The organism is Allobosea sp. BE125, from assembly GCF_031456075.1.
Taxonomy (GTDB): domain Bacteria; phylum Pseudomonadota; class Alphaproteobacteria; order Rhizobiales; family Beijerinckiaceae; genus Allobosea.
Map to the genome: position 1 here is coordinate 459,940 of NZ_JAVDTY010000003.1, position 22,904 is coordinate 482,843.

At 62.2% G+C, this 22,904-nt stretch carries 23 protein-coding genes and 2 tRNA genes; 10 read left to right on the top strand and 15 right to left on the bottom strand.

The features are described from left to right. Positions 1-12: 12 nt before the first annotated feature. Positions 13-3,468, bottom strand: coding sequence for an indolepyruvate ferredoxin oxidoreductase family protein (locus J2Y55_RS10665; RefSeq protein WP_310151942.1), 3,456 nt, complete (start codon positions 3,466-3,468; stop codon positions 13-15). A gap of 139 nt (positions 3,469-3,607) precedes the next feature. Here J2Y55_RS10665 and J2Y55_RS10670 point away from each other — a divergent pair, with 139 nt between their 5' ends. Beyond that, entirely contained in the window at positions 3,608-4,075 is a 468-nt protein-coding gene (locus J2Y55_RS10670; protein WP_310151945.1) for an Lrp/AsnC family transcriptional regulator, read from the top strand. Positions 4,076-4,271: 196 nt separating this feature from the next. Here J2Y55_RS10670 and J2Y55_RS10675 read toward each other — a convergent pair whose 3' ends face one another. Then, a complete protein-coding gene (locus tag J2Y55_RS10675; protein ID WP_310151948.1) occupies positions 4,272-4,976 on the bottom strand; it encodes a L,D-transpeptidase in 705 nt (234 codons plus the stop codon). A gap of 468 nt (positions 4,977-5,444) precedes the next feature. Here J2Y55_RS10675 and J2Y55_RS10680 point away from each other — a divergent pair, with 468 nt between their 5' ends. The 3 genes from J2Y55_RS10680 to J2Y55_RS10690 are packed head-to-tail and all read left to right on the top strand — an operon-like array spanning position 5,445 to position 7,035. Further along, entirely contained in the window at positions 5,445-5,711 is a 267-nt protein-coding gene (locus J2Y55_RS10680) for a hypothetical protein (protein WP_310151950.1), read from the top strand. Beyond that, entirely contained in the window at positions 5,686-6,189 is a 504-nt protein-coding gene (locus J2Y55_RS10685; RefSeq protein WP_310151952.1) for a hypothetical protein, read from the top strand. Before J2Y55_RS10680 ends, J2Y55_RS10685 begins: the two co-directional genes overlap by 26 nt. 45 nt (positions 6,190-6,234) lie before the next feature. Beyond that, positions 6,235-7,035, top strand: coding sequence for an AAA family ATPase (locus J2Y55_RS10690; RefSeq protein ID WP_310151955.1), 801 nt, complete (start codon positions 6,235-6,237; stop codon positions 7,033-7,035). Positions 7,036-7,206: 171 nt separating this feature from the next. On the opposite strand, the gene J2Y55_RS10695 is transcribed toward J2Y55_RS10690, so the two are convergent. Together J2Y55_RS10695 and J2Y55_RS10700 are read right to left on the bottom strand one after the other, a co-directional pair. Next, on the bottom strand, positions 7,207-7,953 hold the full coding sequence (locus J2Y55_RS10695) for a hypothetical protein (protein ID WP_310151958.1): 747 nt from the start codon (positions 7,951-7,953) through the stop codon (positions 7,207-7,209). A gap of 586 nt (positions 7,954-8,539) precedes the next feature. Further along, on the bottom strand, positions 8,540-8,863 hold the full coding sequence (locus J2Y55_RS10700) for a hypothetical protein (protein WP_310151961.1): 324 nt from the start codon (positions 8,861-8,863) through the stop codon (positions 8,540-8,542). Positions 8,864-10,261: 1,398 nt separating this feature from the next. On the opposite strand from J2Y55_RS10700, the gene J2Y55_RS10705 reads away from it, so the two are divergent. Together J2Y55_RS10705 and J2Y55_RS10710 are read left to right on the top strand one after the other, a co-directional pair. Next, complete coding sequence (locus tag J2Y55_RS10705; RefSeq protein ID WP_310151963.1) at positions 10,262-10,678, top strand: hypothetical protein; 417 nt, start codon at positions 10,262-10,264, stop codon at positions 10,676-10,678. Continuing rightward, the gene (locus J2Y55_RS10710; protein WP_310151966.1) at positions 10,675-11,040 is read left to right on the top strand and encodes a hypothetical protein; all 366 of its coding nucleotides are present in this window, start codon (positions 10,675-10,677) and stop codon (positions 11,038-11,040) included. The genes J2Y55_RS10705 and J2Y55_RS10710 overlap by 4 nt, the downstream gene beginning before the upstream one ends. A gap of 1,011 nt (positions 11,041-12,051) precedes the next feature. On the opposite strand, the gene J2Y55_RS10715 is transcribed toward J2Y55_RS10710, so the two are convergent. From J2Y55_RS10715 to J2Y55_RS10745, 7 genes are all read right to left on the bottom strand, one after another. Next, the gene (locus tag J2Y55_RS10715; protein ID WP_310151970.1) at positions 12,052-13,512 is read right to left on the bottom strand and encodes an AAA family ATPase; all 1,461 of its coding nucleotides are present in this window, start codon (positions 13,510-13,512) and stop codon (positions 12,052-12,054) included. 355 nt (positions 13,513-13,867) lie between these two features. Continuing rightward, a tRNA-Phe gene (locus tag J2Y55_RS10720) sits at positions 13,868-13,943 on the bottom strand. Positions 13,944-14,092: 149 nt separating this feature from the next. Then, positions 14,093-14,305: a DNA gyrase inhibitor YacG gene (gene yacG, locus J2Y55_RS10725; protein ID WP_310151973.1), complete on the bottom strand. Its 213-nt coding sequence runs from the start codon at positions 14,303-14,305 to the stop codon at positions 14,093-14,095. Continuing rightward, complete coding sequence (locus J2Y55_RS10730; protein WP_310151976.1) at positions 14,298-15,119, bottom strand: SDR family NAD(P)-dependent oxidoreductase; 822 nt, start codon at positions 15,117-15,119, stop codon at positions 14,298-14,300. The genes yacG and J2Y55_RS10730 overlap by 8 nt, the downstream gene beginning before the upstream one ends. A gap of 125 nt (positions 15,120-15,244) precedes the next feature. Next, positions 15,245-16,168, bottom strand: a complete 924-nt coding sequence (locus tag J2Y55_RS10735) for a hypothetical protein (RefSeq protein WP_310151979.1) — start codon at positions 16,166-16,168, stop codon at positions 15,245-15,247. A gap of 15 nt (positions 16,169-16,183) precedes the next feature. Then, positions 16,184-16,276 (bottom strand) — tRNA-OTHER (locus J2Y55_RS10740). A gap of 135 nt (positions 16,277-16,411) precedes the next feature. Beyond that, positions 16,412-17,020, bottom strand: coding sequence for a Maf-like protein (locus tag J2Y55_RS10745; RefSeq protein WP_310151983.1), 609 nt, complete (start codon positions 17,018-17,020; stop codon positions 16,412-16,414). Between the two features lie 331 nt (positions 17,021-17,351). Between J2Y55_RS10745 and J2Y55_RS10750 the strand changes: the two genes are divergently transcribed. Then, complete coding sequence (locus J2Y55_RS10750) at positions 17,352-17,711, top strand: hypothetical protein (RefSeq protein WP_139221316.1); 360 nt, start codon at positions 17,352-17,354, stop codon at positions 17,709-17,711. Between the two features lie 169 nt (positions 17,712-17,880). Here the strand turns inward: J2Y55_RS10750 and J2Y55_RS10755 are convergent, their stop codons facing one another. The 4 genes from J2Y55_RS10755 to J2Y55_RS10770 form a co-directional block, all read right to left on the bottom strand. Further along, positions 17,881-18,726: a CDP-alcohol phosphatidyltransferase family protein gene (locus tag J2Y55_RS10755; RefSeq protein ID WP_310151988.1), complete on the bottom strand. Its 846-nt coding sequence runs from the start codon at positions 18,724-18,726 to the stop codon at positions 17,881-17,883. 240 nt (positions 18,727-18,966) lie between these two features. Further along, a complete protein-coding gene (locus tag J2Y55_RS10760) occupies positions 18,967-19,704 on the bottom strand; it encodes a phosphatidylserine decarboxylase (protein ID WP_310152054.1) in 738 nt (245 codons plus the stop codon). A gap of 100 nt (positions 19,705-19,804) precedes the next feature. Further along, entirely contained in the window at positions 19,805-20,305 is a 501-nt protein-coding gene (locus J2Y55_RS10765) for a hypothetical protein (RefSeq protein ID WP_310151991.1), read from the bottom strand. An 8-nt stretch (positions 20,306-20,313) separates the two neighbouring features. Next, entirely contained in the window at positions 20,314-20,865 is a 552-nt protein-coding gene (locus tag J2Y55_RS10770) for a hypothetical protein (protein ID WP_310151994.1), read from the bottom strand. A gap of 294 nt (positions 20,866-21,159) precedes the next feature. Between J2Y55_RS10770 and tam the strand changes: the two genes are divergently transcribed. The 3 genes from tam to J2Y55_RS10785 form a co-directional block, all read left to right on the top strand. After that, positions 21,160-21,936 carry a trans-aconitate 2-methyltransferase gene (gene tam, locus J2Y55_RS10775; protein WP_404978883.1) on the top strand — a complete coding sequence of 259 codons (777 nt, stop codon included), beginning with the start codon at positions 21,160-21,162 and terminating at the stop codon, positions 21,934-21,936. 45 nt (positions 21,937-21,981) lie between these two features. Beyond that, complete coding sequence (locus J2Y55_RS10780; RefSeq protein WP_310151998.1) at positions 21,982-22,458, top strand: GNAT family N-acetyltransferase; 477 nt, start codon at positions 21,982-21,984, stop codon at positions 22,456-22,458. Between the two features lie 110 nt (positions 22,459-22,568). Further along, the coding region (locus tag J2Y55_RS10785) for a transposase (RefSeq protein ID WP_310152057.1) at positions 22,569-22,904 on the top strand (336 nt) is incomplete at its 3' end.

Consider the following 22,904-nt stretch of genomic DNA (forward strand, 5'->3'; position numbering starts at 1 on the left):
GCGGGGCGAGCACTATCCCCCGGCAACCCGGCGAATCCCGTCGTTCTCGGCTGGCGGCATCGGCCGGGCGAGCAACTCGCTCACACGCGCCTTCACCTGCTCGACCGCCTTGTCCTTGACCGGGCCATAGCCGCGGATGTCCATCGGCGCAGTGGCGATCTCGGCTGCCCCCGCCGGCCCCTGCTGCGGCAGGCGCTCCAGCAACTGCGCGACGATACCTTCGTACCAGCCGATCAGGCCCCGCTCCATCCTGCGCTCGGCGGTATAGCCGAAGACGTCGAAGGCGGTGCCCCGCAGCCGCTTGAAGCGAGCCAGCACCTGCAGCGGCGTCTGGATCCATTGGCCGAACTGGCGCTTGAGCGGCCGGCCCCGGGCATCCCTGCCGCTCGCGAGCAGAGGCGGCGCGAGGTGGTAGTTCACGGAGAAGTCGCCTTCGAACTCGCGCTTCAGCTCGTCGAGAAACCCGCTCTGCATGTGCAGGCGCGCGACCTCATATTCGTCCTTGTACGACATCAGCTTGAAGAGCGAGCGCGCCACCGCCTCGGTCAGTGCGGTGGAGTTGAAGGGCGCCTCCGCAACCCGGACACGCTCGACGGCGTCGCGGTAGCGTCGCGACCACGCCTCGTCCTGATAGCCGACGAGAAATTCGGCGCGGCGCGCGATCACCTCGTCGAGCGACTCGGGCCCGACCGCTTCCTCCCTGCCATTGAAGTCCGGATCGGCGCAGGCCAGACGCCCCGCCGCGAACGCCTGCCGGTTCTTCTCGACCGCGACCCCGTTGAGCGCGATGGCGCGGTCGAGCGCCGCATGCGAGACCGGCACCAGCCCTTGCTGCCAGGCATGCCCCAGCATGATGACATTGGCGAAGACGGCATCGCCGAAAAGCTTTTCCGCCATGGCGTTGGCATCGAAAGCGCTGACGTTTCCGGCTCCCGCCACGGTCTCGATTTCACGCAGCCGGCGGCGCGAGGCGAGATCGGCATCGCGGAAGCGGACGACGTCGCCGGTCGGCATCTCGGCAAGATTGACGACCGCTCGCATGCCGCGCCGATAGGTCGCCGACGCCTTCGGCGAGGAGGACACGACGATGTCGCAGCCGATCAGGGCGTCGGCGGCGCCGTTGTCGATCCGGACCTGGTTGATGGCCGATGGCGTGCCGGCCAGGCGGATGAAGGACAGGACCGGCCCGAACTTCTGCGCGAAGCCGGTGAAATCGAGCACCGAACTGCCCTTGCCCTCGAGATGGGCCGCCATCGAGATCAGCGCGCCGATCGTGACGACGCCGGTGCCGCCGACGCCGGTGACCAGAAGGTCGAACGGCTTGTCGAGCGACGCCGGCGCCGGCGCCGGGAGGACGGCGGCGCGGGCCACGAAATCGACCTCCAGCACGGTTTTCTTGCGCCGCGTGGCGCCTTCGACCGTGACGAAGCTCGGGCAGAAGCCGTTCAGGCAGGAGAAATCCTTGTTGCAGTTCGACAGGTTGATCTTGCGCTTGCGCCCGAACGGCGTCTCCTTCGGCTCGACGCTCAGGCAATTCGACTCGACCGAACAATCGCCGCAGCCTTCGCAGACGAGATCGTTGATGTAGGCGAAGCGCTTTGGGTCCTCCATCGTGCCGCGCTTGCGGCGGCGGCGCTTTTCGGTGGCGCAGGCCTGTTCATAGATCAGCACGGAGACGCCCTTCACGTTGCGCAGCTCGCGCTGCACGGCGTCGAGCTCGCGGCGGTGATGAATGGTGATGCCGGCGGGCAGGTCGCGGCTTGAGAATTTCTCGGGCTGGTCCGACACCAGCGCGAGACGCTCGACACCTTCGGCGCGGACCTCCTGCGCGATCGCCTGCACGCTGATCGGCCCGTCGACCGGCTGGCCCCCGGTCATCGCCACGGCGTCGTTGTAGAGGATCTTGTAGGTGATGTTGGCTTTGGCCGCGATCGCCTGGCGGATCGCCATCGACCCGGAATGGTAATAGGTCCCCTCGCCGAGATTCTGGAAGATGTGTCCCTTGCCGGTGAACAGCGACGAGGCCGCCCAGTTCACGCCCTCGCCCCCCATCTGGATCAGCGAGGTCGTCTCGCGGTCCATCCAGCTCGCCATGAAATGGCAGCCGATGCCCGCCAGCGCCTTGGAGCCTTCCGGCACCTTGGTCGAGCTGTTGTGGGGGCAGCCCGAGCAGAAATAGGGCGTGCGCGTCGCGCCCGGCACCTGGATGAGGCGGTCGGCTTCGGGCATCAGGCTCGCCGCCCGCTCGGACAGGCGCAGATCGGGAAACAGCGCGTCCAGGCGCCGCGCGACGATCGGCGCCAGCATGATCGGCGACAATTCGCCGATCCAGGAGATCAGCCGGTTGCCGTCCTCGTCGCGCTTGCCGACCATGGCGTGGGGCTTGTGGCCGGGATAGTCGTAGAAATACTCCTTGAGCTGACTTTCGATGATGCCGCGCTTTTCCTCGACGACGAGGATCTCGGTCTTGCCGCGCACGAAATCGAGCGCATCGCGGCGCGCCAGCGGCCAGACCATCCCGACCTTGTAGATGTCGATCCCGCGTTCTCGGCAGGCCGCCTCATCGACGCCGAGCAGGCGCAGCGCCTCCATCAGGTCGAGATGGCCTTTGCCGGTGGTGACGATGCCGAAACTGGCGTCGGGAATGTCATAGATGCGGCGGTCGATCGGATTGGCCTCGGCGAAGGCGAACACGGCCATCTTCTTGGCCTCCATCCGCTCCTCGATCTGTGGACCGGGCAGATCGGGCCAGCGATAATGCAGGCCGGTTGCAGGCGGCGTGTAGGCGGGCTCGTTGAAATCGCGCGGCGGCGGAATCTCGACCGATTGGCCGCTTTCGACGGTTTCCGAGATCGCCTTGAAGCCGACCCACATGCCGCAATAGCGCGACAGCGCGTAGCCATATTCGCCGAAAGCCAGGTATTCGCCGATCGAGGCCGGATTCAGCGTCGGCATGAACCAGGCCATGAAGGCGACGTCGGACTGATGCGGCATGGATGACGAGACGCAGCCATGATCGTCGCCCGCCACGACGAGAACGCCCCCATGTGGCGAGGAGCCATAGGCGTTGCCGTGCTTCAGCGCGTCGCCGGCGCGGTCGACGCCCGGACCCTTGCCGTACCACATCGCAAACACGCCCTCGACCTGCTTGTCGGGGTTCGTCTCGACCTGCTGCGAGCCGAGCACGGCGGTCGCGGCAAGGTCCTCGTTCACCGCCGGCAGGAACGCGATGTTGTGCTGTGCGATCAGGTCCTTGGCGCGCCACAGCTCCAGATCGACACCGCCGAGCGGCGAGCCGCGATAGCCGGAAATGAAGCCGGCCGTATCGAGGCCCCTGGCCTTGTCGCGCCGCGCCTGGTCGAGCGCGATGCGCACCAGCGCCTGCGTTCCGGTCATGAAGACGCGGCCGGAGCTCTTCGCGTAACGGTCGCCTAGCGCGTAGTCGCCAACCGGGACATCGTAAGCCATGAGCGAAACCTCCCGCATATCATTGTTGCGGTCGATTCAACCGGAATTCCCTGGAAAATCCTGCCTAACTTTGTAGTTTTTGCCTTTAATTCGGTTTATCCTACCGGAAATTGCCGCGATATCGGTGGAAATTTCCAGAATGACGAAGATCGAGCTCAGCGCCCAGGACAGCAGGCTGCTGCAGATCCTGCAGTCGGATGCGCGCGTCTCCAATCAGGATCTGGCTGATCAGGCCGGCATGTCCGCGTCCGCTTGCTGGCGCCGGGTGCGGGCGCTGGAGGAGGCCGGCGTGATCGCCGGCTACATGGCGATCGTCGACGCCGAGAGGGCGGGGTTTGGCTTCAGCGCGATCGTGCATGTGACGTTGCTGCGCCACGAAGCCGATCACGTCTCCAATTTCATCGCGCGCATCGCCCAACAGCCCGAAGTGGTGGAATGTTTTTCGACCACCGGCGAGGCGGACTATCACTTGCGCGTCGTCTGCCGCGACAAGGACGACTACAACGTCTTTCTCGAGCAGTTTCTCTTCCGCCTGCCGGGCATCGCCCATGTGCGCACCAATCTGGTGCTGAAGGAGATCAAGCTGCACGGCAAGATTCCGGCATAGTGCGCGCAAGACGGCCGAGATGCTGTTTGCGCACCTCAAACGCATTCCGAAGCGCGACCGCCTGCGGCTGCGAAGACCATGTGGCGCCCGCGACGAGCTCCTCCCCGCAGCCTCTACCGCCCAGAGCCCTCTTTGCACCGCAGGCCAGGCGCTCGCTTGCCCGAGCGCTCCCATGTGCCCCGATCGTCCGCCGCGTTCATGCAGGCAACACGGTTACAGGTGTGCCCAGCGACACCCGCGCATACAAATGAATGATGTCCTGGTTTATCATCCGAACGCAGCCGGACGACACGTTGGTGCCCACTGTATAGGGTTCAAGCGTTCCATGAATGCGGTAACCGAGATCGCCGCTTGCATCGAACAGATACATGGCGCGCGCGCCCAGCGGGCTTTTCGGGCCGCCGAGCACGCCGAGGCCTCGGGGTGTCCTTTCGAGCTTGGCTTTGATTTCCGGATCGCGTTCGACCATTTCATGAGGCGGCACCCAGTCCGGCCAGTCGCGCTTCATATTGATCTTCGCCGCGCCGGACCAACCGAAACCCTCGCGGCCGACACCAACCCCGTAACGGGTCGCGATCCCCGGCGATTCAACGAAATAGAGATGGTAGGATGCAGGGTCGACGACGATCGATCCCGGAGCATGATCCCGGTTGAGCTCGACGGTCTGGCGCAGATACTCCGGATCAATCTCGCCGGAGTTGACGGCAGGAACCGGAAAGCGCTCGCCTGGATAGGCGGTGTAGACCTCGGCATAGTTCGGGCGCGCCAGCGTACGGGTCCGAGCGCGCGGCTTCCCCACCGACATGTCGGGAAGGGCAACGATGCTGCCGCTCCCACAGCCTGCCAGGCCGGTAGCGCCAACGGACAGGGTGAACAGGTTAAACGATCGGCGGCTCAGCATTGGATGTCTCTCAGCAAAGGCTGTGGAGAGACATGGGCTTATATGGTTACCACCGCGTGAAGGCCGGCGGGGCCATCTGGGCTAGCCGAGCGGGACCGGCCTTACGAAGCCAATAGACGCCAGCCTTGGAGGGCTTGTACGGACGCAGCCATCGAAAGAACCATGTGGCACCCGCTTGTATCACTCGGGTGCCTGCAAGTTCTTGATCCAGCGGCTTTGCTTATTGATCAACCCCTTAAGGGGGAAATGGTGCCCAGAGCTGGAATCGACGAACCAAAGGGTTCACAATGACTTACGCCAAAGTGGGACGTTCGATTTTCTCGCATCGTTATTAGGCTTTCTATTGGCGCCATCCCACTACCGGTGCGGTTCCCCTTCGCGGAATCGAACCGGCGCCCTCCCCCATCCGACCACCTCCTATCCCGACGCGTCTCGGACAACGCGGGCTCATGGCCGAAGGGCCATCCCATGCAGATTTCCGATTTTACCCTGTTGCCTGATCCGGGTGGCGGCGAACAGTCGCGCGCCGTTGCTCGATTCTCCGTTCAGTTACCCAACATGAAACTGACCGGCTTTCGACTCCGGCTCCGACCGGACGGAACCTTCATTTCCGCCTCACCAGCCCGCGATGGTGTCCGCGTCGTGAACCTCGCGCCATCCCTCTACCGTCAGATCAACCAGGCCGCCTCCGCGGCTTTCAGGGGGCTTCATGCCGATCAACACCGTTGCGCCTGAACTAGATGACGTTGCCGAGTCCGAATTGCGGGCTGAACGCATAGTGCGCATGCTCGACGATCCACGCACGCCGCCTCTGCGAATCGTGCCCGACGCGGAGTTAGCGGCGGCGCAGTCTGCTCGAGAGGCGCGCAAATCCACGAGCATGGCCTTGCTAAAGGCACTTCGCGACAATCGTCCAGACAACGCCGCCAAGATTTTCGGCCTCAAATCGACTACGGATCTGCGCCGTGCCGCACCCAAGGCCGCGAACGACAACGCTCCAGTCTACCCCGGCATCGTGTCGAGCCGCGATTTTGTCGCTGGTTTCGTACCTCCCGACTATCACGTCGATCATGTCGCCCAGGCTGGGTTCATCTACTCGGTGACCGCCATGACCGGCACGGGAAAGACCGCGGTCATGCTCCTGATCGCCGCGTTGACGGCGCTAGGAGGCACGCTGGGCGACCACGAGGTCCGCAAGGGTCGTGTGCTCTAACTGGCCGGTGAAAACCCAGATGATGTCCGCACGCGATGGATAGCAATGTCGCATCACATCGGGTTCGACATCGACTCGGTCGACGTCCACTTTGTGCCAGGCTCGTTCGATATCGCGGGATTGATGGCGCGCATTCGTGCTGACGTCGAGACGCTTGGCAGCGTCGATATGATCGTAGTCGACACGTCGGCCGCGTATTTCCTTGGCGATGACGAGAACAGCAATAACGCGCTCGGGCAGCACGCACGGACCATGCGCAGCCTTACCACGCTCCCCGGCCGGCCGGTTGTGTTCGTGCCGTGTCATCCCACCAAGAATGCCGAAGCGACGAACCTCCAGCCTCGCGGCGGCGGTGCATTCATTGCCGAGGTCGACGGCAACCTAACGCTAACCAAGATGGGGCACCTCGCCAAACTCCATTTGCAGGGAAAGCACCGCGGGCCGGATTTCGAGCCGCTGTGGTTCGACCTGAAGACCGTCAGCGCACCCCGTCTTGTCGATACGAAGGGACGAGCCGTGCCAACCGTAATGGCCGTTGTCGCAGCCAAGCCGGGCAATATCTTCGGCGCCGTCAAAGACGTTCCGCCGGCCAAGCCGAGCGGACGCGACGTAGCACTCGGTCACCTAGTGGACGCAATCGAGGCCGACGGCGCGATGCCGCCTGATCCTGCCTTTTCCGATGGCGCTATGGTGGTCAGCGAAGATGTGTGGCGCGAACGATGTTACGCGGATTACAGAGACACGGACGCTGCCACCAAACGCCAGCGGTTCCATCGCTATAAGAAGGCTCTTCTGACAGCCGAATTGATCCGCGAAAGCGGACAATGGGTTTGGGTGCGAGCGTGACATCAGACCGTGACACCGTGACATGCGTGACAGTCACAGTGTCACAACCGGCACAAAACCGACCGTGACACCGTGACAGTGACACCGCGTTCCTTGGAACGGGTGTGTCATGTCACGCTCGGACGGTGCTCCGGAAATAATAAGAGCTTAGGGCGCGAATAGCAGCGCTTGCTATCCGCGCTTGTCTAAAATCTTTCCGGTCGTCGTCAGGTAGCGAACGAAGTCCTGCCCCAGCGGCGTGAGAGCTATTTTGGCGCCATCAATCTGAATGAGGCCACTGTCCCGCAGGAACCCAAACCAGCCTTCAAACGAATATTCACCATAAAAGGCCGGGTCGGCGGCCTTTGATTTATCATACAGCGCCTTTACTTCTTCCAACTCAGCAGAGCCAAACTGGTTCAGGTGAATCAAGCCTCGAATCTGACTGCCAAATATAAATGAATAGAGACGGTCGAAAAGCGCGGTTAGCCTTGTTCCGGCAAGCTCATTAATCAGGAGATCGACCTGCGATTCGGGCGACAATTTGCCGTCTTTTATGAGGTCTTGGAGAGATTGTTGGAGTTTTATTTCAAGATCAGCCTGGGCGACGCTTCGCGACCTTCCCGGCAGCTCTCTAAGAGGACCATTATGCGGTTGTTCTAGGGTGTCCGGTTCGGAGACTTTCGCTTCGCCTTGCTTTTCGGCAGAACGTGGACCTAGCTCCACACCGCCCGGCCCAACCCTGACGATCCGATCAATCAACGGTCTGATCTCGCGCTTGAAAAGTAGCATGATCAGAATCATCGCTCCCGGCCACGCGACAGATTTCACTACGTCAGCTGCGATCTTTGCATACTCAAGTAGTATGGGAGACTGAACGAACTCCTTTAGCCACACGCATGTCGCGGATAGGAAACTGATCGCGCTGTCTGTGTTCATGGACGGTTGGTAGCCTAACGGAAGTTCAAATGAAATGAGCCCCCTTCAGATTCCGGGGCAAGACCGACGCGGTCCCCAGGCTCCGGCCTGACGGCCGCCAGCCCTCCCGGTCACCGTATTAGACGCCTCGTCGCGGCAGCACACCCACGGCCCGCGCTGACCCGGCACGACGCCATGCCGAGGCATACCCCCCATCAAGGGACCGTTTGACTATAAATCGCAAGTATCGGACGCAAGACCCCCGGCCGTCCGCAGGTGTCCCTACTAAAAAGTGGGTAACAACCGCTACAAAAGGTAACACAAATGGCTTCTCAAGCCGAATATGCAGCCCATCGCGGCGTCTCGTGAAAGACAATCACGGCCTGTAAGCAGCGCGGACTGATCATTTTTAACAAAGACGGCAGTGTTAACACCGCCAAAACTGACTCTTTCATCTCGAATCATGGCGGCAACATCACACCGTTACCAGAACGAGCCAAAGTGTTACCTATGGTGCCCGCGGGTGCCCGCACGGTAACAACCAAATGTCCCCACTGCGGACACCCTATGGCGGCGGACTAAATAAGCCGTCGGCCCCTTCGCTATCTCAATTCCAGGTGCGCATTGGGTCCGACGAGTCGACCCGCTCCCAAAGGTCGACAATCTTGCGGGCCACATCGCAGTCGTCATCGTCGGACAGCTTTGAGCAGGAGGCCCATGCGCCTCCTTTGTCGCCGAAAGCTTGTCTTGTCGACATCACTGCTGCGATCTCAGTCAATTCCGCCGACATCTCAGGAGGCAAGCCAGCCGGCCGAATGTGAATTAGGTCGTAGATGTAGGCATCGCAGACACGGCGCTCGATGCTGTTCGCGCTGACAGCCATTCCGGTGACAGCGCTGTGCAACTTCTCTCGAGCGTAGGATATTTGCATCTATCGTTCCCTTGTCGCTTACCCGCCGATGCGACGAGGGATTGAAGCTACCTGTTGGAGGTCGTGCTACCAAGCACAACTGCGTCGAGTTCGTCCGCGAACGGCTGGTGTCGATCGGATCAAGGGTAGCGCCGGACTGGCCGGGATGCCGTCGGCGGAACTGATCAAGGCAGCGATCGACGGGGAGGTTTCCGCGGCATTGGAGCATTTATCGGGCAACGCGGCGCGATCGACTGACTATGTGGAATTACGGGCTTCCGATCCAAGGCGGCTTATGAGGCCGGGGTAGCTAGCAAGAGTAGCCACCCTTAGGACGCCGGCAGCATTAAAAAATGCAAGGATGGTCTATGTCTTACTCGCTTAACGACTTTAAAGAGCTTCTAAAAAACTTCAATGGCGAATTAAATGACGCTGACGGCGAACCTTTGTCCTGTCAATTATATGAAAGCTCTAACTCGGACCCCGTACTGAACTCTAATCATGAGGAAATTCATGGCCTTGTTGATCATAATCCCGTAGCGTGCAATATAGCTGATATAATCGCGTCAATATCGCGAATTTTGGCACTACCGAGATCGAACGTTGCATGCAATGAATTATCTGCAGTTTTGATAGTTATGCTCGATTTGCTTCGCGAGAATATAATGGCGGCTGTCCGATTTTCTGGGAATATTCCATACGAACCCACTAGAGATGACGATAATATAAGACGGTGGGCAGGCTTCATAAAACATCCAAAGGAGTGTGTCTTCGCGCATAGATGTTTCGACGATATTCCATCGATATCTGCATTGAACCCGATTGTTGTAGACAGTGATTTTCTTTCAAATTGGGATACTCTGAATAGCAAACAAAAAGATCGGGAAAAATCGGAAATGGCACGGCATTTGGTGGTCACCAAGCTACCGGATACTGAACAGATCATTCGTTTTTTTCGCTCGTGCGCGAATCATATCCAAAGACTGATTGGCGCGAGTTGTCACGGTAGCTGCTAGCGCACTCCCGTCGACCGTAACAGAGTCGGTACGCCGGCCTTCATGCCGCTGACTACCGAGGCGCTGGCGCCGTGACCCGGGGCCGGACGTACCCACGTGCTATTGTGGTTTAGTCGGCATTCCCGCCAAAATCGGCGCCCACAGCCATATAGATGCCGCTGATCTCCACCTGCTCGTGTGACATCGATTGTCATAGTCGCGCCGGGTGTGATCCGGGCCTGCCGGACCTGATGTGCCATAATACATTTAGTAGCGAAATTCGCGCCGATCCGGCGCTCCCGAATCCGGCCCCGCCGGTACCGCGACGGCCTCGCGCCGCTTCGCATCCAGCCCGCCACCCTCCGGGGTCGGCGGGCTTTTCTTTGACCTCGCCAATTCCGCATTACCAACCATTGGAAACGATATGGACTCTCACACCGAAAGGTGGCGATCGGCTGATGCCGCGTACGCCGCCGGAATCAGCCATCGTCGTTTGATCGAATTGATCGACCGCGGCGTCTTCGCGCTCTCACCCGGCGACATTGACACGACCAGTGCCGGGGTCAGCCGCGAATTCAGCCGAGAAAGTATCTACCGACTCGCCGGCGCAACCGCTCTGTCGAAAGCGGGCCTGCGCATTAGGCTCGCGGCGCGCCTGGTCGATGAGTTCTCGAGCCGGCCACATGCAGAAGCCCACGCGCAATATTTGCTCGCTGACTTGGCGAACGGTCCGCGGCTTCTTGTTGATGAGCCCTCCGAACCATCCGTCAATCTTGTCGTCGATGCGGCTGCGATCGTTGCCGCCGTCGACGCTCGCCTTAAAGAAAGGGCGCCCGTATGACCCGACGAACCTTCGCAATCGATCGAGACCGCGTCGACCGCATCGTTTCCGCGCCCGCTAGCGCGCACGTCGCGGCACTGTTCGCGCGCGACGCCGAGCACGCTTTGCGGTCCGAGATCGCAGCGGCTGAGGAGGATGAGCGCAGAGCCGAGCATGTGAGCATTCACAAGTACGTCCCGAAACCCGAGAACCTGGCACGCATCGCCCAGTTGAAGGCCAAAATTCCCAAGGCCGTCGCCGACACCTCGGCCGCTGCCGAGGAATGGGCCGCTGCCGCACGGCTCGCTAGAGTTGTTGATGAACACGCCAACGGCGCACGGCGCTATCTGGGCAATCAAGAAATTGAGAGGCCCCGCCGATGAGCCTAAGCAAACTCACCAGCGCTCTTGTCGCCGCGAGCGCCGAGCTTCGCACCAGGCGCGATAAAATCAATGCCCTGAAGGCGGCTTTCATAACCTTTGCGGGCATCGGCGCGTGGATTTACGGCCGCTCACTGCACCATGATGCGCTCAAGGAGCTCCAGAAGCTGCGCCCGTAGGAACCCGAATAACTGAGAATTGGGCGCAGGCCGCCTACGATGCCTAGTATGAGGAGCGCGAGGTCGACATTTCGTCGATTCCGAAGCTTCAGGTTAGCTGATCGGAGTGTTCCAGTTGAGCGAAACAATCACCGTCACGCTCGCTCCAGAACTCCTAGCGAAGCTAGACAAATGAATTGATCAGCACGTTGAGCACCGCCCTACGCGCGAAGCAGCCCTCGCGGCTTTTGCCCAACAGCGCCTAGCGCCAATAGCGCTTGAGACGGAGAAGGGGCAATTTCAAATGGCTCCGCGATGGCATGTGGCCCAGGCCCAATTCCCTGCAGGAAGCCGCACATGCGTAATCCTAACCCCAACAGAGGGGCCAGGCATGATGACACTCCTCGACGATCGAGAAGCTTCAGAGATGGCTGACCTTCTGCTCGCTGCAGTGAAAGATAGAGGCCTGGGCTCGACTGGTGTTCCCCAATAGCGGATACATCCTCGACCTCACTCATCGCACAGCACCCTGCATATTCCGCGGTGCGCCGCCCCGAGGCACAAAGAAGCTCAAGACCGCCGATTTCTCGGGGCTTTTTGAAGGCTCATGGAAGTCTGTGGAGAGAAGAGCGGTGCCCAGAGCTAGACCGGCCGCTCAGCGAGAAAAACGCAATAAAATCAACGAAGCAGAAGGCCCGACAGAGCAACTTCCCTATCGCCGCCTTGTGGCACTTGTCGATCCCCGACGGTGATCAGTTGCGCCCATGTATCGGCGTTTGCATTCCGCATCTGGGAACCGCATTGGCCCGACCTGTGTCGGCACTTGATATTTCCAATGCCCCCAGGCGTGCCCTTGTTATGCACCACGCCTAAAAACGATCTCGCTGACCATTCCCGTGCCAAGAAAATCAATCAACATGTTCGATTTTGACAGTTCCTCGCTTGTTAGTGCGCCAATCGCCTGACCCGCAACTACCTCCCAAGGTTTCTTACACCCAAGTACGGCACAAACGAGCAGACGGATGTTCTTAATCTTGCTGTGCCGCATCCGGTCTTTCGACCTAGCAAGCTCATTAACGAGTGCGGCGTCCCGATGCTCTGGATTGTCGCCGACCCATGTCAACGCTGCAGCTACAAAGCCTTCCCAAGTCGAACCCATCGCGGCAAGGCACGGATCAGTCACTAGGACATTTTCGATCGCATAGCATTGCAGGCGGTAACGCTTGATCGGCGGACGATGTTCGAGCGCATCAAGAATGCCATCACCGTCGCGAAGGGAAAATGCGACTGGATTGTCGTAGAGCGTATCGAGCAAATCGATGCAGAAGGTCTCTAGTTCGCCTTGCTGGTCGACGCTGCCGGCGAGTACGGGAAAAACCTTGATCCGCCCCTTCGAGGTTCTTGCAGCCTGTTGCCATACGCGTTCGTCATCCTCGCCTTCGAGGATAAGCGCTGCATCTTCACTCAGTGAGAGCGAAAGGGGATGGCCGAAGAACGGGGCAATCTTGCGAAGCTCAGCTCCTGTCGGTTTGAGCTCGACCCTATCGACTCCAAAACTCTTGGTGCCTATCGACACATATTGCGAATCAGCAAGAGAACATACGAGCGGACTGCTATGTGTGGAGAGGCATACAGCGATGCTGTCCAAATCGTTTTTGAACTCGTCGAGCATGGCGATTATCAGCTTACCGAGCCTTGCCTGAAGGTCTGGGTGAAGGTGGACGTCTGGCTCGTCGAGTAGCAGTAGGTTGAATTTTGTCGGGTCTATCGTGTCGAAGAAATAGAGAATCTCGGTTGCCAGGGCGACAGCTTCGGATTCGCCGCTGCTGATTGCGTCTGGACTTATTATCTGGCCGTCGGCGAGGGAGCGGAACTCAAAATCGATGTTCCCCATCTCTAACGAAATATTAGTAAGAAGCGCATTGACCTTGCTAAGTCGGTCTGCGTCGAAGTTTCGATTCAGATCCTCCCGTATTTCAGGCGTGTTGGCGAGGCGACGTAGGTAAAGTGTTTCCGCTTCGCGGAACAGCATCGCCGATGCTTCTTTGAAGTTGGACGCTTGATTTACTGCCCGAATTGAGCGCAACCAGTTGGGGTCACGGCTCATGTTTGTGAGAACGTTGCCGTCGCGTTTGAACGACCCGGCACGCTCCGGGCTGACGTACCGCACATAAAAGAGCTGGCTATTCCCGCTAGCTACGCCCTCGATATCGCGTAGGAAACGGCTCTTTCCCGCGCCGTTCCGGCCCATGATCACGTTGATATTGCTCAGATTGGTGAGATGGGCGGTTTGCCCCTTTAGTTCGTTTAACTTCAACGTAGCCCCCAGGGTTCATCGCCCGGATGGTATTGGACTTTGCACGGGACAGCCTAGGCCAGATTCAGGGGACGTCCGGATAATCAGCTGCAAAAATCTGAAAGCCTACCTTTCTCCAGCCGCCCCCTCATTCCCCCGTGGCCCCCTCGCCTTTCCTGCAGGTCTCACTAAGTGACCTGCCGGGGATCTGAAGGTCCTTCGGCACCGCTTTGCGAAAGCAGTAGACGCCTGTCTTGGGATGCTAGTGCGGACGAGCCATCGAAAAAACAGCTACGGCACCCGTTTGTATCACTCGGGCGCTGCAAGTTCTCGATCCAGCGGGCTCTGCTTGCTGATCAACCCCTTAGAGGGGGAATGGTGCCCAGAGCTGGAATCGAACCAGCGACACTGCGATTTTCAGTCGCATGCTCTACCAACTGAGCTATCTGGGCGCCGGAGATGGGCAAGCGCCCGTCCCTGTTGGTGGAGGCGGTATAATGGCCGGGCTCGCGGCTGTCCAGTCGCTTGCGCAAGCTTTCCATCGCTATTGCGACAAGGCGCTTTCCGGCCACGTTTGCGGCGGCTTTCCCGCCAAACCCGCTCAATCCTCGTCGTCGCGCTCGCGTGCGGGCTTGTCGGCCTCGGCCTCGTCGACGGGCGCGCCTGGAATCACATAGCTGCCCTTGAGCCAGCGGCCGAGGTCGATATCGGCGCAGCGGGGCGAGCAGAAAGGCTTGTACTGGGCGACCCGCGGCTTGCCGCAGATCGGGCAGGGTTTGGCGGCGGGCGGCGCGGCGTTTTCATTGTCAGCCATATTTGAGCGTGATTCCTCCATCGACGACGAGTTCGAGGCCGGTGACATAGCGCGCTTCGTCGCTGGCGAGAAACAGCGCGGCGTAGGCCACGTCCCAGGCCTCGCCCATATGGCCCATCGGCACCTGCGCGTCGCGCGCCGCCCACATCGCGTCGATGTCGCCGTCGCCATAGACCTGGGCGAGGCCGGCGGAATGCTCGACCATCGGCGTCTTCATCAAGCCGGGCAGGATCGCGTTGACGCGGATCTTCTGGGGCGCGAACTGCGCGGCCGTGGTGCGGGTGAGCTGGTTCAGCGCCGCCTTGGTGGCGGAATAGCTGGCATAGGGCACGCCGGTATGGCGGATCGAGGCGATCGACGAGATGTTGATGATCGAGCCGCCCTCGCCGCTCTCCTCGAACTGGCGCTGCATCACCGGGATGACATGCTTCATCGCCAGGAAGGCGCCGGTGAGGTTGACCTTGAAGACGCGGTCCCAGACCTCCTCGGGCAGATCGACGACGCTGCCGACCTCGGCGATGCCGACATTGTTGTCGAGGATGTCGATGCGGCCATAGCGGCCGAGCGCGCGCGCGACGAGATCGGCGACCGCATCGGCCTTGGTCACATCGGTCTGCAGGGCAAAGGCCTGGCCGCCCTCGTTCTGGATGATGGCGGCGGTTTCCTCGGCGGCATCGCGGTTGATGTCGGCGCAGATCACTTTCGCGCCCTCGCGGGCGAAGATCGTCGCCGTCGCCTTGCCGTTACCCCAGCCCGGCCCGATCGAGCCCGCGCCGGCCACGATCGCGACCTTGCCCCTGAGACGTCCCGTCATGCGCAATCCTCCTGGAGGCGCGCCTTGTCAGGCCGGCGCGCTTACAAGAGGCAGGATCGGGCGTTATGGGGCGGGGTGCAAGGGCGGGTGTGGGCTGTGAGACCGGGTTGCGCGGCCAATGGCACCTAGTCCGAGTAATGCGCCCAAATTAGAATTGATTTGGGCGTTTGCTCTTGGAGCTTGGTGAAGAGTTCTACAGGGACCTCTACTCCGGCAAGTTTTTTGGCTGCTACTGTCGAAAATCCTTGCTGGTTGAGAAGCCGCGAAACAGCGCTACCTCGGTCGCTCGGATCTTTACCCCAAACGCTGACGGCACGGCGCTTTCTAGTTTGCTCGATCAGTTCTTTCGGTTTTTGGCTATCGCCTAGCGACGCCCAGACGACGTCCTTTAGAAAGCGCTCGACATCGAGGGAGGCCAAAAGTCGCGTGTCGATCTCTGCCACAAGGTGGTGAGCAGCATTAATCAATGATGCGACCTCTTTGAACGTCGTCGGCCGCACCGCGTCATACCCACCGAGAAGCATCTCAGCGTCAAGGCCCCGGAATCGATCCGCGAGCTCCTTAGCCCTAGATCGCAGCACATCGAGATGATGCTGTGGCGCATCACGATCAGCCTCCGAATGGGCGCTGCGGTTCCGCCACGCGACCATCAAGAATATTATTGCCAACGGGAGGCTATCGAGGTTTGTACAGTTGCGCTCAACAGCCTGCAGTTTTCCGAAAATGCTTAAACGTGCAGCGTCTAGATCTCTGCGGAAATCCGCTGACTGAATGAGCGCAGGTTTGCGCACGGCCTCACGAAGATACACATCGACTGCGTCGATCGCTCTGATCAACGCCATATCTAAGATCAATCGTCGGCTTCGCTTAGCTGAGCTGACTATGTCCTTCGGAGACCAAGCAGTCCGCAAATCTTCAGGCACTTCTTGCACAACACCCCGCTCAACAGCATCGAGCCCAACCAACGCGGTGATAATGAGGTGATTGGCGTTGCCGAGCAGGTTCTTGAACGCGCTTCTTGGCCGGCTGCGCGCGAGGTAAAGCGTCATTCCGTTTCCAAATGCTGGTGCGTCGGCGCGTTTCGAACGCGCATCATCCGCTCTGAGAAAGCCAAGGCTTCATAAAGGCGGCTGCTCTACCCCTTGAGCTACAAGCGCAGTCCGATTTGTTCCGGTACAACCGCAACTTGTCAAGACGCCTCACAGCACTCGGCCTGCGCGTTGCGATTCTGGTCCCGACGCTATCCCGAATGCAGGCCATTCAAAGGCCTGAGAGGGGCCACCACGAGCCCCCTACCCCACATTCATCCAGCCGAAGCGGATCGGAAAACCCTCGCCGCCGAGCAGATTGACCGTCTCGTAGAGCGGCAGGCCGACGACGCCGGTATAGGAGCCCACAAGCTTGATGACGAAGGAGCCGGCGATGCCCTGGATGGCATAGCCGCCGGCCTTGCCGCGCCATTCGCCCGAGGCGAGATACATCTCCAGATCCTCGTTGGTGAGCCGCTTGAAGCGCAGGCGCGTCTCGACGATGCGGTCGCGGATCGTGCCGTTGGGCGCAACCACCGCGACCCCGGTATAGACCCGGTGCGCGCGGCCCGAGAGCAGGCGCAGGCAGGCGGCCGCCTCGTCGACGATCTCGGCCTTGGGCAGGATGCGCCGGCCGACCGCGACCACGGTGTCGGCGGCGACGATGTAGCAGCCTTCGAGATCGGCCCTGCTCTTGGCGCCCTCGCGCGCCGCTTCCGCCTTTTGCCGAGCGAGCCGGCGCGAGAGATCGCGCGGGCGCTCGCCCTTGAGCGGGGTCTCGTCGAGATCGGCCGGCAGCAGCGCGTCGGGCTTGAGGCCGGCCTGCTCCAGCAGCGCGAGTCGGCGCGGCGAAGCCGAGGCCAGAACCAGCATGGGCCGCCAGCCGGGATGTTTGGGAGAGGCGAAGAAGCTCACAAGGCGGCTCGACGAATTGAGGGCACGCGACGGGCGGCGCGCTTGTCGCATAGGCTCTAGAGCATTTTTCGCGGCGGATAAATCCGTCGCCGGCGCAATGCATTGGGCGCAAGCGGCCGGGCACATTTCGCTCCGGCCATACACCATGCGCATATTATAGGCGGCAATACGGGCCATGCCGCATTGCACAATGGCGCGTAACGCACCACACTACGCGACCAAGCGGGCTGCGCGTCCCGCGTTCCGGAGTCACTCCCTTATGGCAATATCGAGCAAGCATCCGTCCGCCGTGACAAAAGCGGGGGTGGAAGCGCAGGCGCTCGCCACGAAGGTGCTGACGATGCAGGCCGATGCCGGGCTGACTATCGCCATGCGCATGCCGATCCTGCTGAAGGGCGCCTTCGGCGACAGCCATGGCCAGCGCGAGGCGGCCAAGGCCGTCAGCGAAAAGGTCTCGGCGGTGATGGAGAGCGGGCTTGCCGCATCTCAAGCCGCCGCGATGTTCTGGTGGGGTTTTGCGCTCAACCCGCTGGCTCAGGTCGATTTCGCCGAGGCCGCTGCCAAGGTCGCCAACAGCTCGCTGGAGCCCTTTGCCAAGCGCACCCGCGCCAATGCGAGCAGGCTCACGGGCCGCGCCCGCAAGCGCTGAGGGCCGTCATCCCGTGCGCGCTGCGGCACGCAGTGCTGCGGCGCAGACACGGGACCGCGCGACCTGAGGGCGCCTCTTCCTGAGCGCGCCGCAATACGTGCTTTTTCTTGATGACGGTCCCGCATCTGCGCAGCAGCACTTCGTGCCGCAGCGCGTGCGGGATGACGCTTCAGACGCCGTCAGCCGGCACGTCCGCCGCAACGGCCGGCCCAGCGGGCAAAGCCGCATGCTGGCGCTCGAGCTTGCGGTAGCGCGCCACGCTGAGCGGAAGCAGCGCCAGATAGGCGACCACGATCAGCGCCAGCATCTCGAAGGGATAGGCGAAGAGCAGTCCCGCCACGACGACGACCGCCACGAAGATCGGCAGCACCTTGTCACGCGGCACGCGCGTGCCCAGCGTCTTGCCGGCATAGCAGGGGATGCGCGAGATCGTCAGGAAGGCGATGAACAGGATGTAGAGACCGACGAATGGCGCGCCATATTCCGCCACCGGCAGGCCGATGAACTGCAGATAGAGCGGCAGCATGGCGGTGATCGCGCCGGCTGGCGCCGGCATGCCGACGAAGAAGTTCTTCTGCCAGTCGGGCCGGTTGGGATCGTCGATCATCACGTTGAAGCGCGCGAGCCTCAGCGCCATGGCGCAGGCCAGCGTCAGCACGATGATCCAGCCGAAGGATTTCAGATCGTGCAGCACGAAGATCCACAGCACATAGCCGGTGGCGACGCCGAAATTGACGAAGTCGGAGAGCGAATCGAGCTCCGCGCCGAAGCGTGAGGTGCCCTTCAGCATGCGCGCCAGGCGCCCGTCGACACCGTCGAGCGCGGCTGCGATCAGGATGCAGACGGTCGCGATCTCGAGCTTGCCCTCGACGACCATGCGCATCGCGGTGAGGCCCAGGCACAAGGCCAGCAGCGTCACGACATTGGGCGCGATCAGCCGGAACGGGATCGGCTTGAAACGGGCGCGCTTGGATTCGACGCGCTCGGGCTCGAAGGGGGGAAACAGGTCGCTCATGCGAGCGGGAATACGCGGTTTTGCAGGCGGAGGCTAGGCGGGAGGTTTCTTCCCTTCTCCCCTTTCGGGAGAAGGTGGCTCGGCGAAGCCGAGACGGATGAGGGGGCGCTGTGAGCTCACCATCTGGCCGAACATGACGCCAACCGGACAGGGCACGGCGCCCCCTCATCCGGCGCTGCGCGCCACCTTCTCCCGCAAGGGGAGAAGGAAAGACTCCCGCGAGGGGAGAAGGGAAGAGCCTCAAATCCCCCGGAACGTCCGCTTCACCGCCTCGTTGCCGCTCATATCGGCCAGCACCGTCTCGCCGGCGATCGCGGTCTGGCCCTCTCCGACCAGCGGGATCACGCTTGTGGGCAGATAGACGTCGACGCGCGAACCGAAGCGGATCAGGCCGAAGCGCTCGCCGGTGGCGATCGAATCGCCCTCCTTGACGAAGGGCACGATGCGGCGCGCGATCAGCCCGGCGATCTGGACGACGCCGATGATGCCGGCCGGCGTCTCGATGGCGAGCGCGTTGCGCTCGTTATCGTCGCTGGCCTTGTCGAGCTCGGCATTGAGGAAGAGGCCCGGCGTATAGGCCATCTTGACGATGCGGCCCGGGACGGGAGCGCGGTTCACATGGCAGTCGAAGACATTCATGAAGATGGAGACGCGCGTCATCGGTTCGGCCGGCAGGTTCAGCTCCGGCGGCGGCAGGGCCGAGGCGATCTGGCTGACGCGACCATCGGCCGGCGAGATCACCAGCCCCTCGCGCTGCGGCGTGATCCGGACCGGATCGCGGAAGAAATAACAGATCCAGATCGTGATGATCGCGCCGATCCAGCCGAAGGGCGACCAGAGATTGGCGAGCACGATCGTCGCCACAAGGCCAATGGCGATGAAGACATAGCCCTCCTTGTGGATGGGCACGATCACCTTGCGGACGGAATCGACGAGCGACATGGATCTGGTTCCGTTGGCTTTAGTTGGCGCCCGCAGGCGCGGATGTGGCGGCTTTCTGCGGCGAAACTCGGGCGCAGAGCGTGGCGCTGGTTTAGGGGGTTCGGCGCGCGGGGGGAAGAGGCCCGCAATCGCGCCATCACCTTGCCGCGCAATTCCCGACGAGATCGACCAGCGCCCGCTCGGCGAGGCGCAGATCGAAGCGCGCCTCGGCGGCTGCCCCAGCAGCATCGGGCACCGAGACCGCCATGTTCTCCGTCGCCAGCACCAGTCCGAGCATGGGCGCGGGCGCCGCCAGATGGAACGCGCGATCCTCGGTGACACGGCCGGCCATCTCGGTTGGCGCACGCCCAGTGGGCTGGACGGACACGGCAGCCGTGCGGCCGCTAGTGCCGAACAGCCCCTCATCCCGGAGCGGCACGAGCGCGACCGACAGGGTCGCATCGATGCAGCGGATGGCCAGGCCGAAGGGCGCGCCCGGCCCGGAGACGATCGCGGCGACATCCTTGCGACCATCGGGTTTGTCGTTGGTGATTACCGTGAAGGGGCCGACCTTCCTGGTCCCGGTCGCCTGAACAGCCCCGATCGATTGGAACAGCAGGGCGACGACGCCCAGCAACAGCGCTCCCCGCCCGATCACGAAACGCCTCATCGCAGGGTGGGAGCCGAGGCCGTGCTGAGCGGGGTCAGCGCCTGGCTCCAGGCCGCAGAGACCGGCTGCGCGATCTCGGCCGGAAAGGCCGGCAGCAGCGAGAGGCTGAGCGGCGCTCCGGCCTTGTCGCTCTGGATCACCAGCGTGTCGAACCTGAGCAGCCTGGCCGATTCCTGCCGAAGCACGGCTCCGGCCGCGACGACCGCGCCGCGCACGCTCAAAAGGAAGCAGGAATCGAAGGCGTTCCAGCGCTCAGCCGCGTGCTCGCCTTGCCGGCCCGGTTGCGCCAGATAGCCGCCCTGCCAACGAATCGAGAGCGGCTGTTCGAGCCGCAAGGGCGTGCGACCGCCCGGCAGCATGGTGGAGGCAGAGAGCGCGGAAACCGTCCTGAGCGAGGCGCAGCTTTCGAGATGGCCTGGCCTGTCCGGCTTGACGACCCATAGCGCCCAGCCCTGCGCCGGCTCGGCGGCAAGCGGCCCCGCCGTCAGGCAAGAGACGAGAAGCACCCCCATCGGGTGCAGGCGCTTCCACATCTCGTTCCACCTCACGGCCTTGCTCGGAGCCCAGCCCTACTCGAAGCCCAGCCTTGCTCGAAGCCCAGCCTTGCTCGGAGTTCATGCCTATGGCCCGCCTTGCGTGGACGCAAGCGCCATCGCTGCGCGCCCTGCCCTTTGGACATTGCGGTGGACAGAGCTTGGCAGTGGACGGCGCTTGGCGGTGACAGCGCTTGGCAGGTCCGCGCCATCCGGACTGGAACGCCTGGGGGCGCGGGCGTAACCTCCGCGCCGTTCGCGCTGACGCCCGAACCCGATCCGATGCGGCCGCAAGATGCGGCCATGGAGATGCAGATGAGCTGGTCCGCCACGCAATACAGCAAGTTCGAAGCCGAACGGAACCGCCCGATCCGGGACCTGCTCGCCCAGCTTCAAGGCGACGATGTCGCATCCGCGGCCGATATCGGCTGCGGTCCCGGCAATTCGACGGAACTGCTCAAGCAGCGCTTCCCTGAAGCTACGGTCATCGGCATGGATTCCTCGCCCGACATGATCGAGGCCGCCCGCAAGCGCATGCCTGGCACCGGCTTCGAGATCGCCGACATCGCAAGCTGGGAGAATCCGGGTCCGTTCGACGTGATCTTGTCTAATGCCGCGCTGCAATGGGTTCCGGACCATCGCGCGCTGCTGCCGGCGCTCATCGCCAAGCTGAAGAACGGCGGCTGCCTTGCGGTGCAGATGCCCGACAATTTGGATGAGCCGGCCCATATCCTGATGCGCGAGACGGCAGCCGACGGCCCCTGGGCCGCGGCGCTGGTGCACGCCTCCAAGGCGCGCGGCACCCGCCAGAGCGCCGACTGGTACTATCGCCTCCTGTGCGAGAGCGCTTCCGGGGTCGACATCTGGCGCACCACCTATCACCATCCCCTGGCGGGCGGTCCGCCGGCGATCGTCGAATGGTTCAAGGGCACGGCGTTGCGCCCCTTCCTCGATCCGCTCGACGCGGCGCAGCGGGAGGGCTTCCTCGAACGCTACACGGCTGTGATCGCGCAAGCCTACCCGGCCTTGCCGGATGGCAGCGTGCTCCTGCCCTTCCCGCGCCTGTTCTTCGTCGCGACGCGATAAGCGCGGGCGGGCCTGGGAGGCTTCACCGCGAGAGGAGGACCGCTCATGACCCGGCCAGGCCCGACGGTTGATGCGGATGACGCCATTCTCTCCGAGCTCGCCTTCGAAGACGTCAGCTTGCGGCTCAGCCATGTCTATCCGGCAGAGACCTCGCCCTGGGGCGTGCGCACGTTCCGCTTCGACATGCTGGTCGAGGGCATGGTCGCGGGCACGATCAGCCTGCGGCCGGCGGTCACGCATCTCCTGACCCATCTCTCCGGACAGATCGGCTTCTCCGTCGAGCCCGGTTTTCGCGGGCGCGGGCTCGCGGCAAAGGCGGTCCGCGCGCTCGTGCCGGCCGCGCGCGCCCATGGCCTCGACGCGCTCTGGTTCACCACGACGCCCGACAATTCCGCCTCAAGACGCACGCTTGAAAAGCTCGGCTGCGTACTGGTCGAGAGCGTCGCGGTGCCGGAGGACTATGTCAGCCATGCCAGCGGCGAACGGACGAAATTGCGCTACCGGCTGGAGCTGGCGGGCTGACGGGGATCAAGCGGGTTGGGCGGCGCGACGATGTCTTCCCTTCTCCCCTCGGAGACCTTTGCATAACCGGCAGTGTCGTGATTCCCTTTGGATAAAGGGGATTGATCGCGATGCACCGGGTTTCAGGGCAGCCGAGTTTTCTGGACGCGATGATCGAGGCCGAGGGGCTGGGCCGGAACGCGGAGCTTGAGGCGATCGATGGCGCGATCGTCTGGGACGAGCTGGAGGCGGTGGTGGGCGGGCTCTACGCTGCGTCGGAGGGGCGGCCGAGCTATCCGCCTCTTGTGATGGTGAAAGCGCTTCTGATCCAGCAATGGTACGGGCTGTCGGATCCCCGGCTTGAGTTCCTGCTGCGGGATTCTCTGTCGATACGGCGCTTTGTCGGCCTTGCGGCGAGCGATGGCGCACCGGACCATTCGACGGTGAGCCGGTTCCGCAGCGCGCTG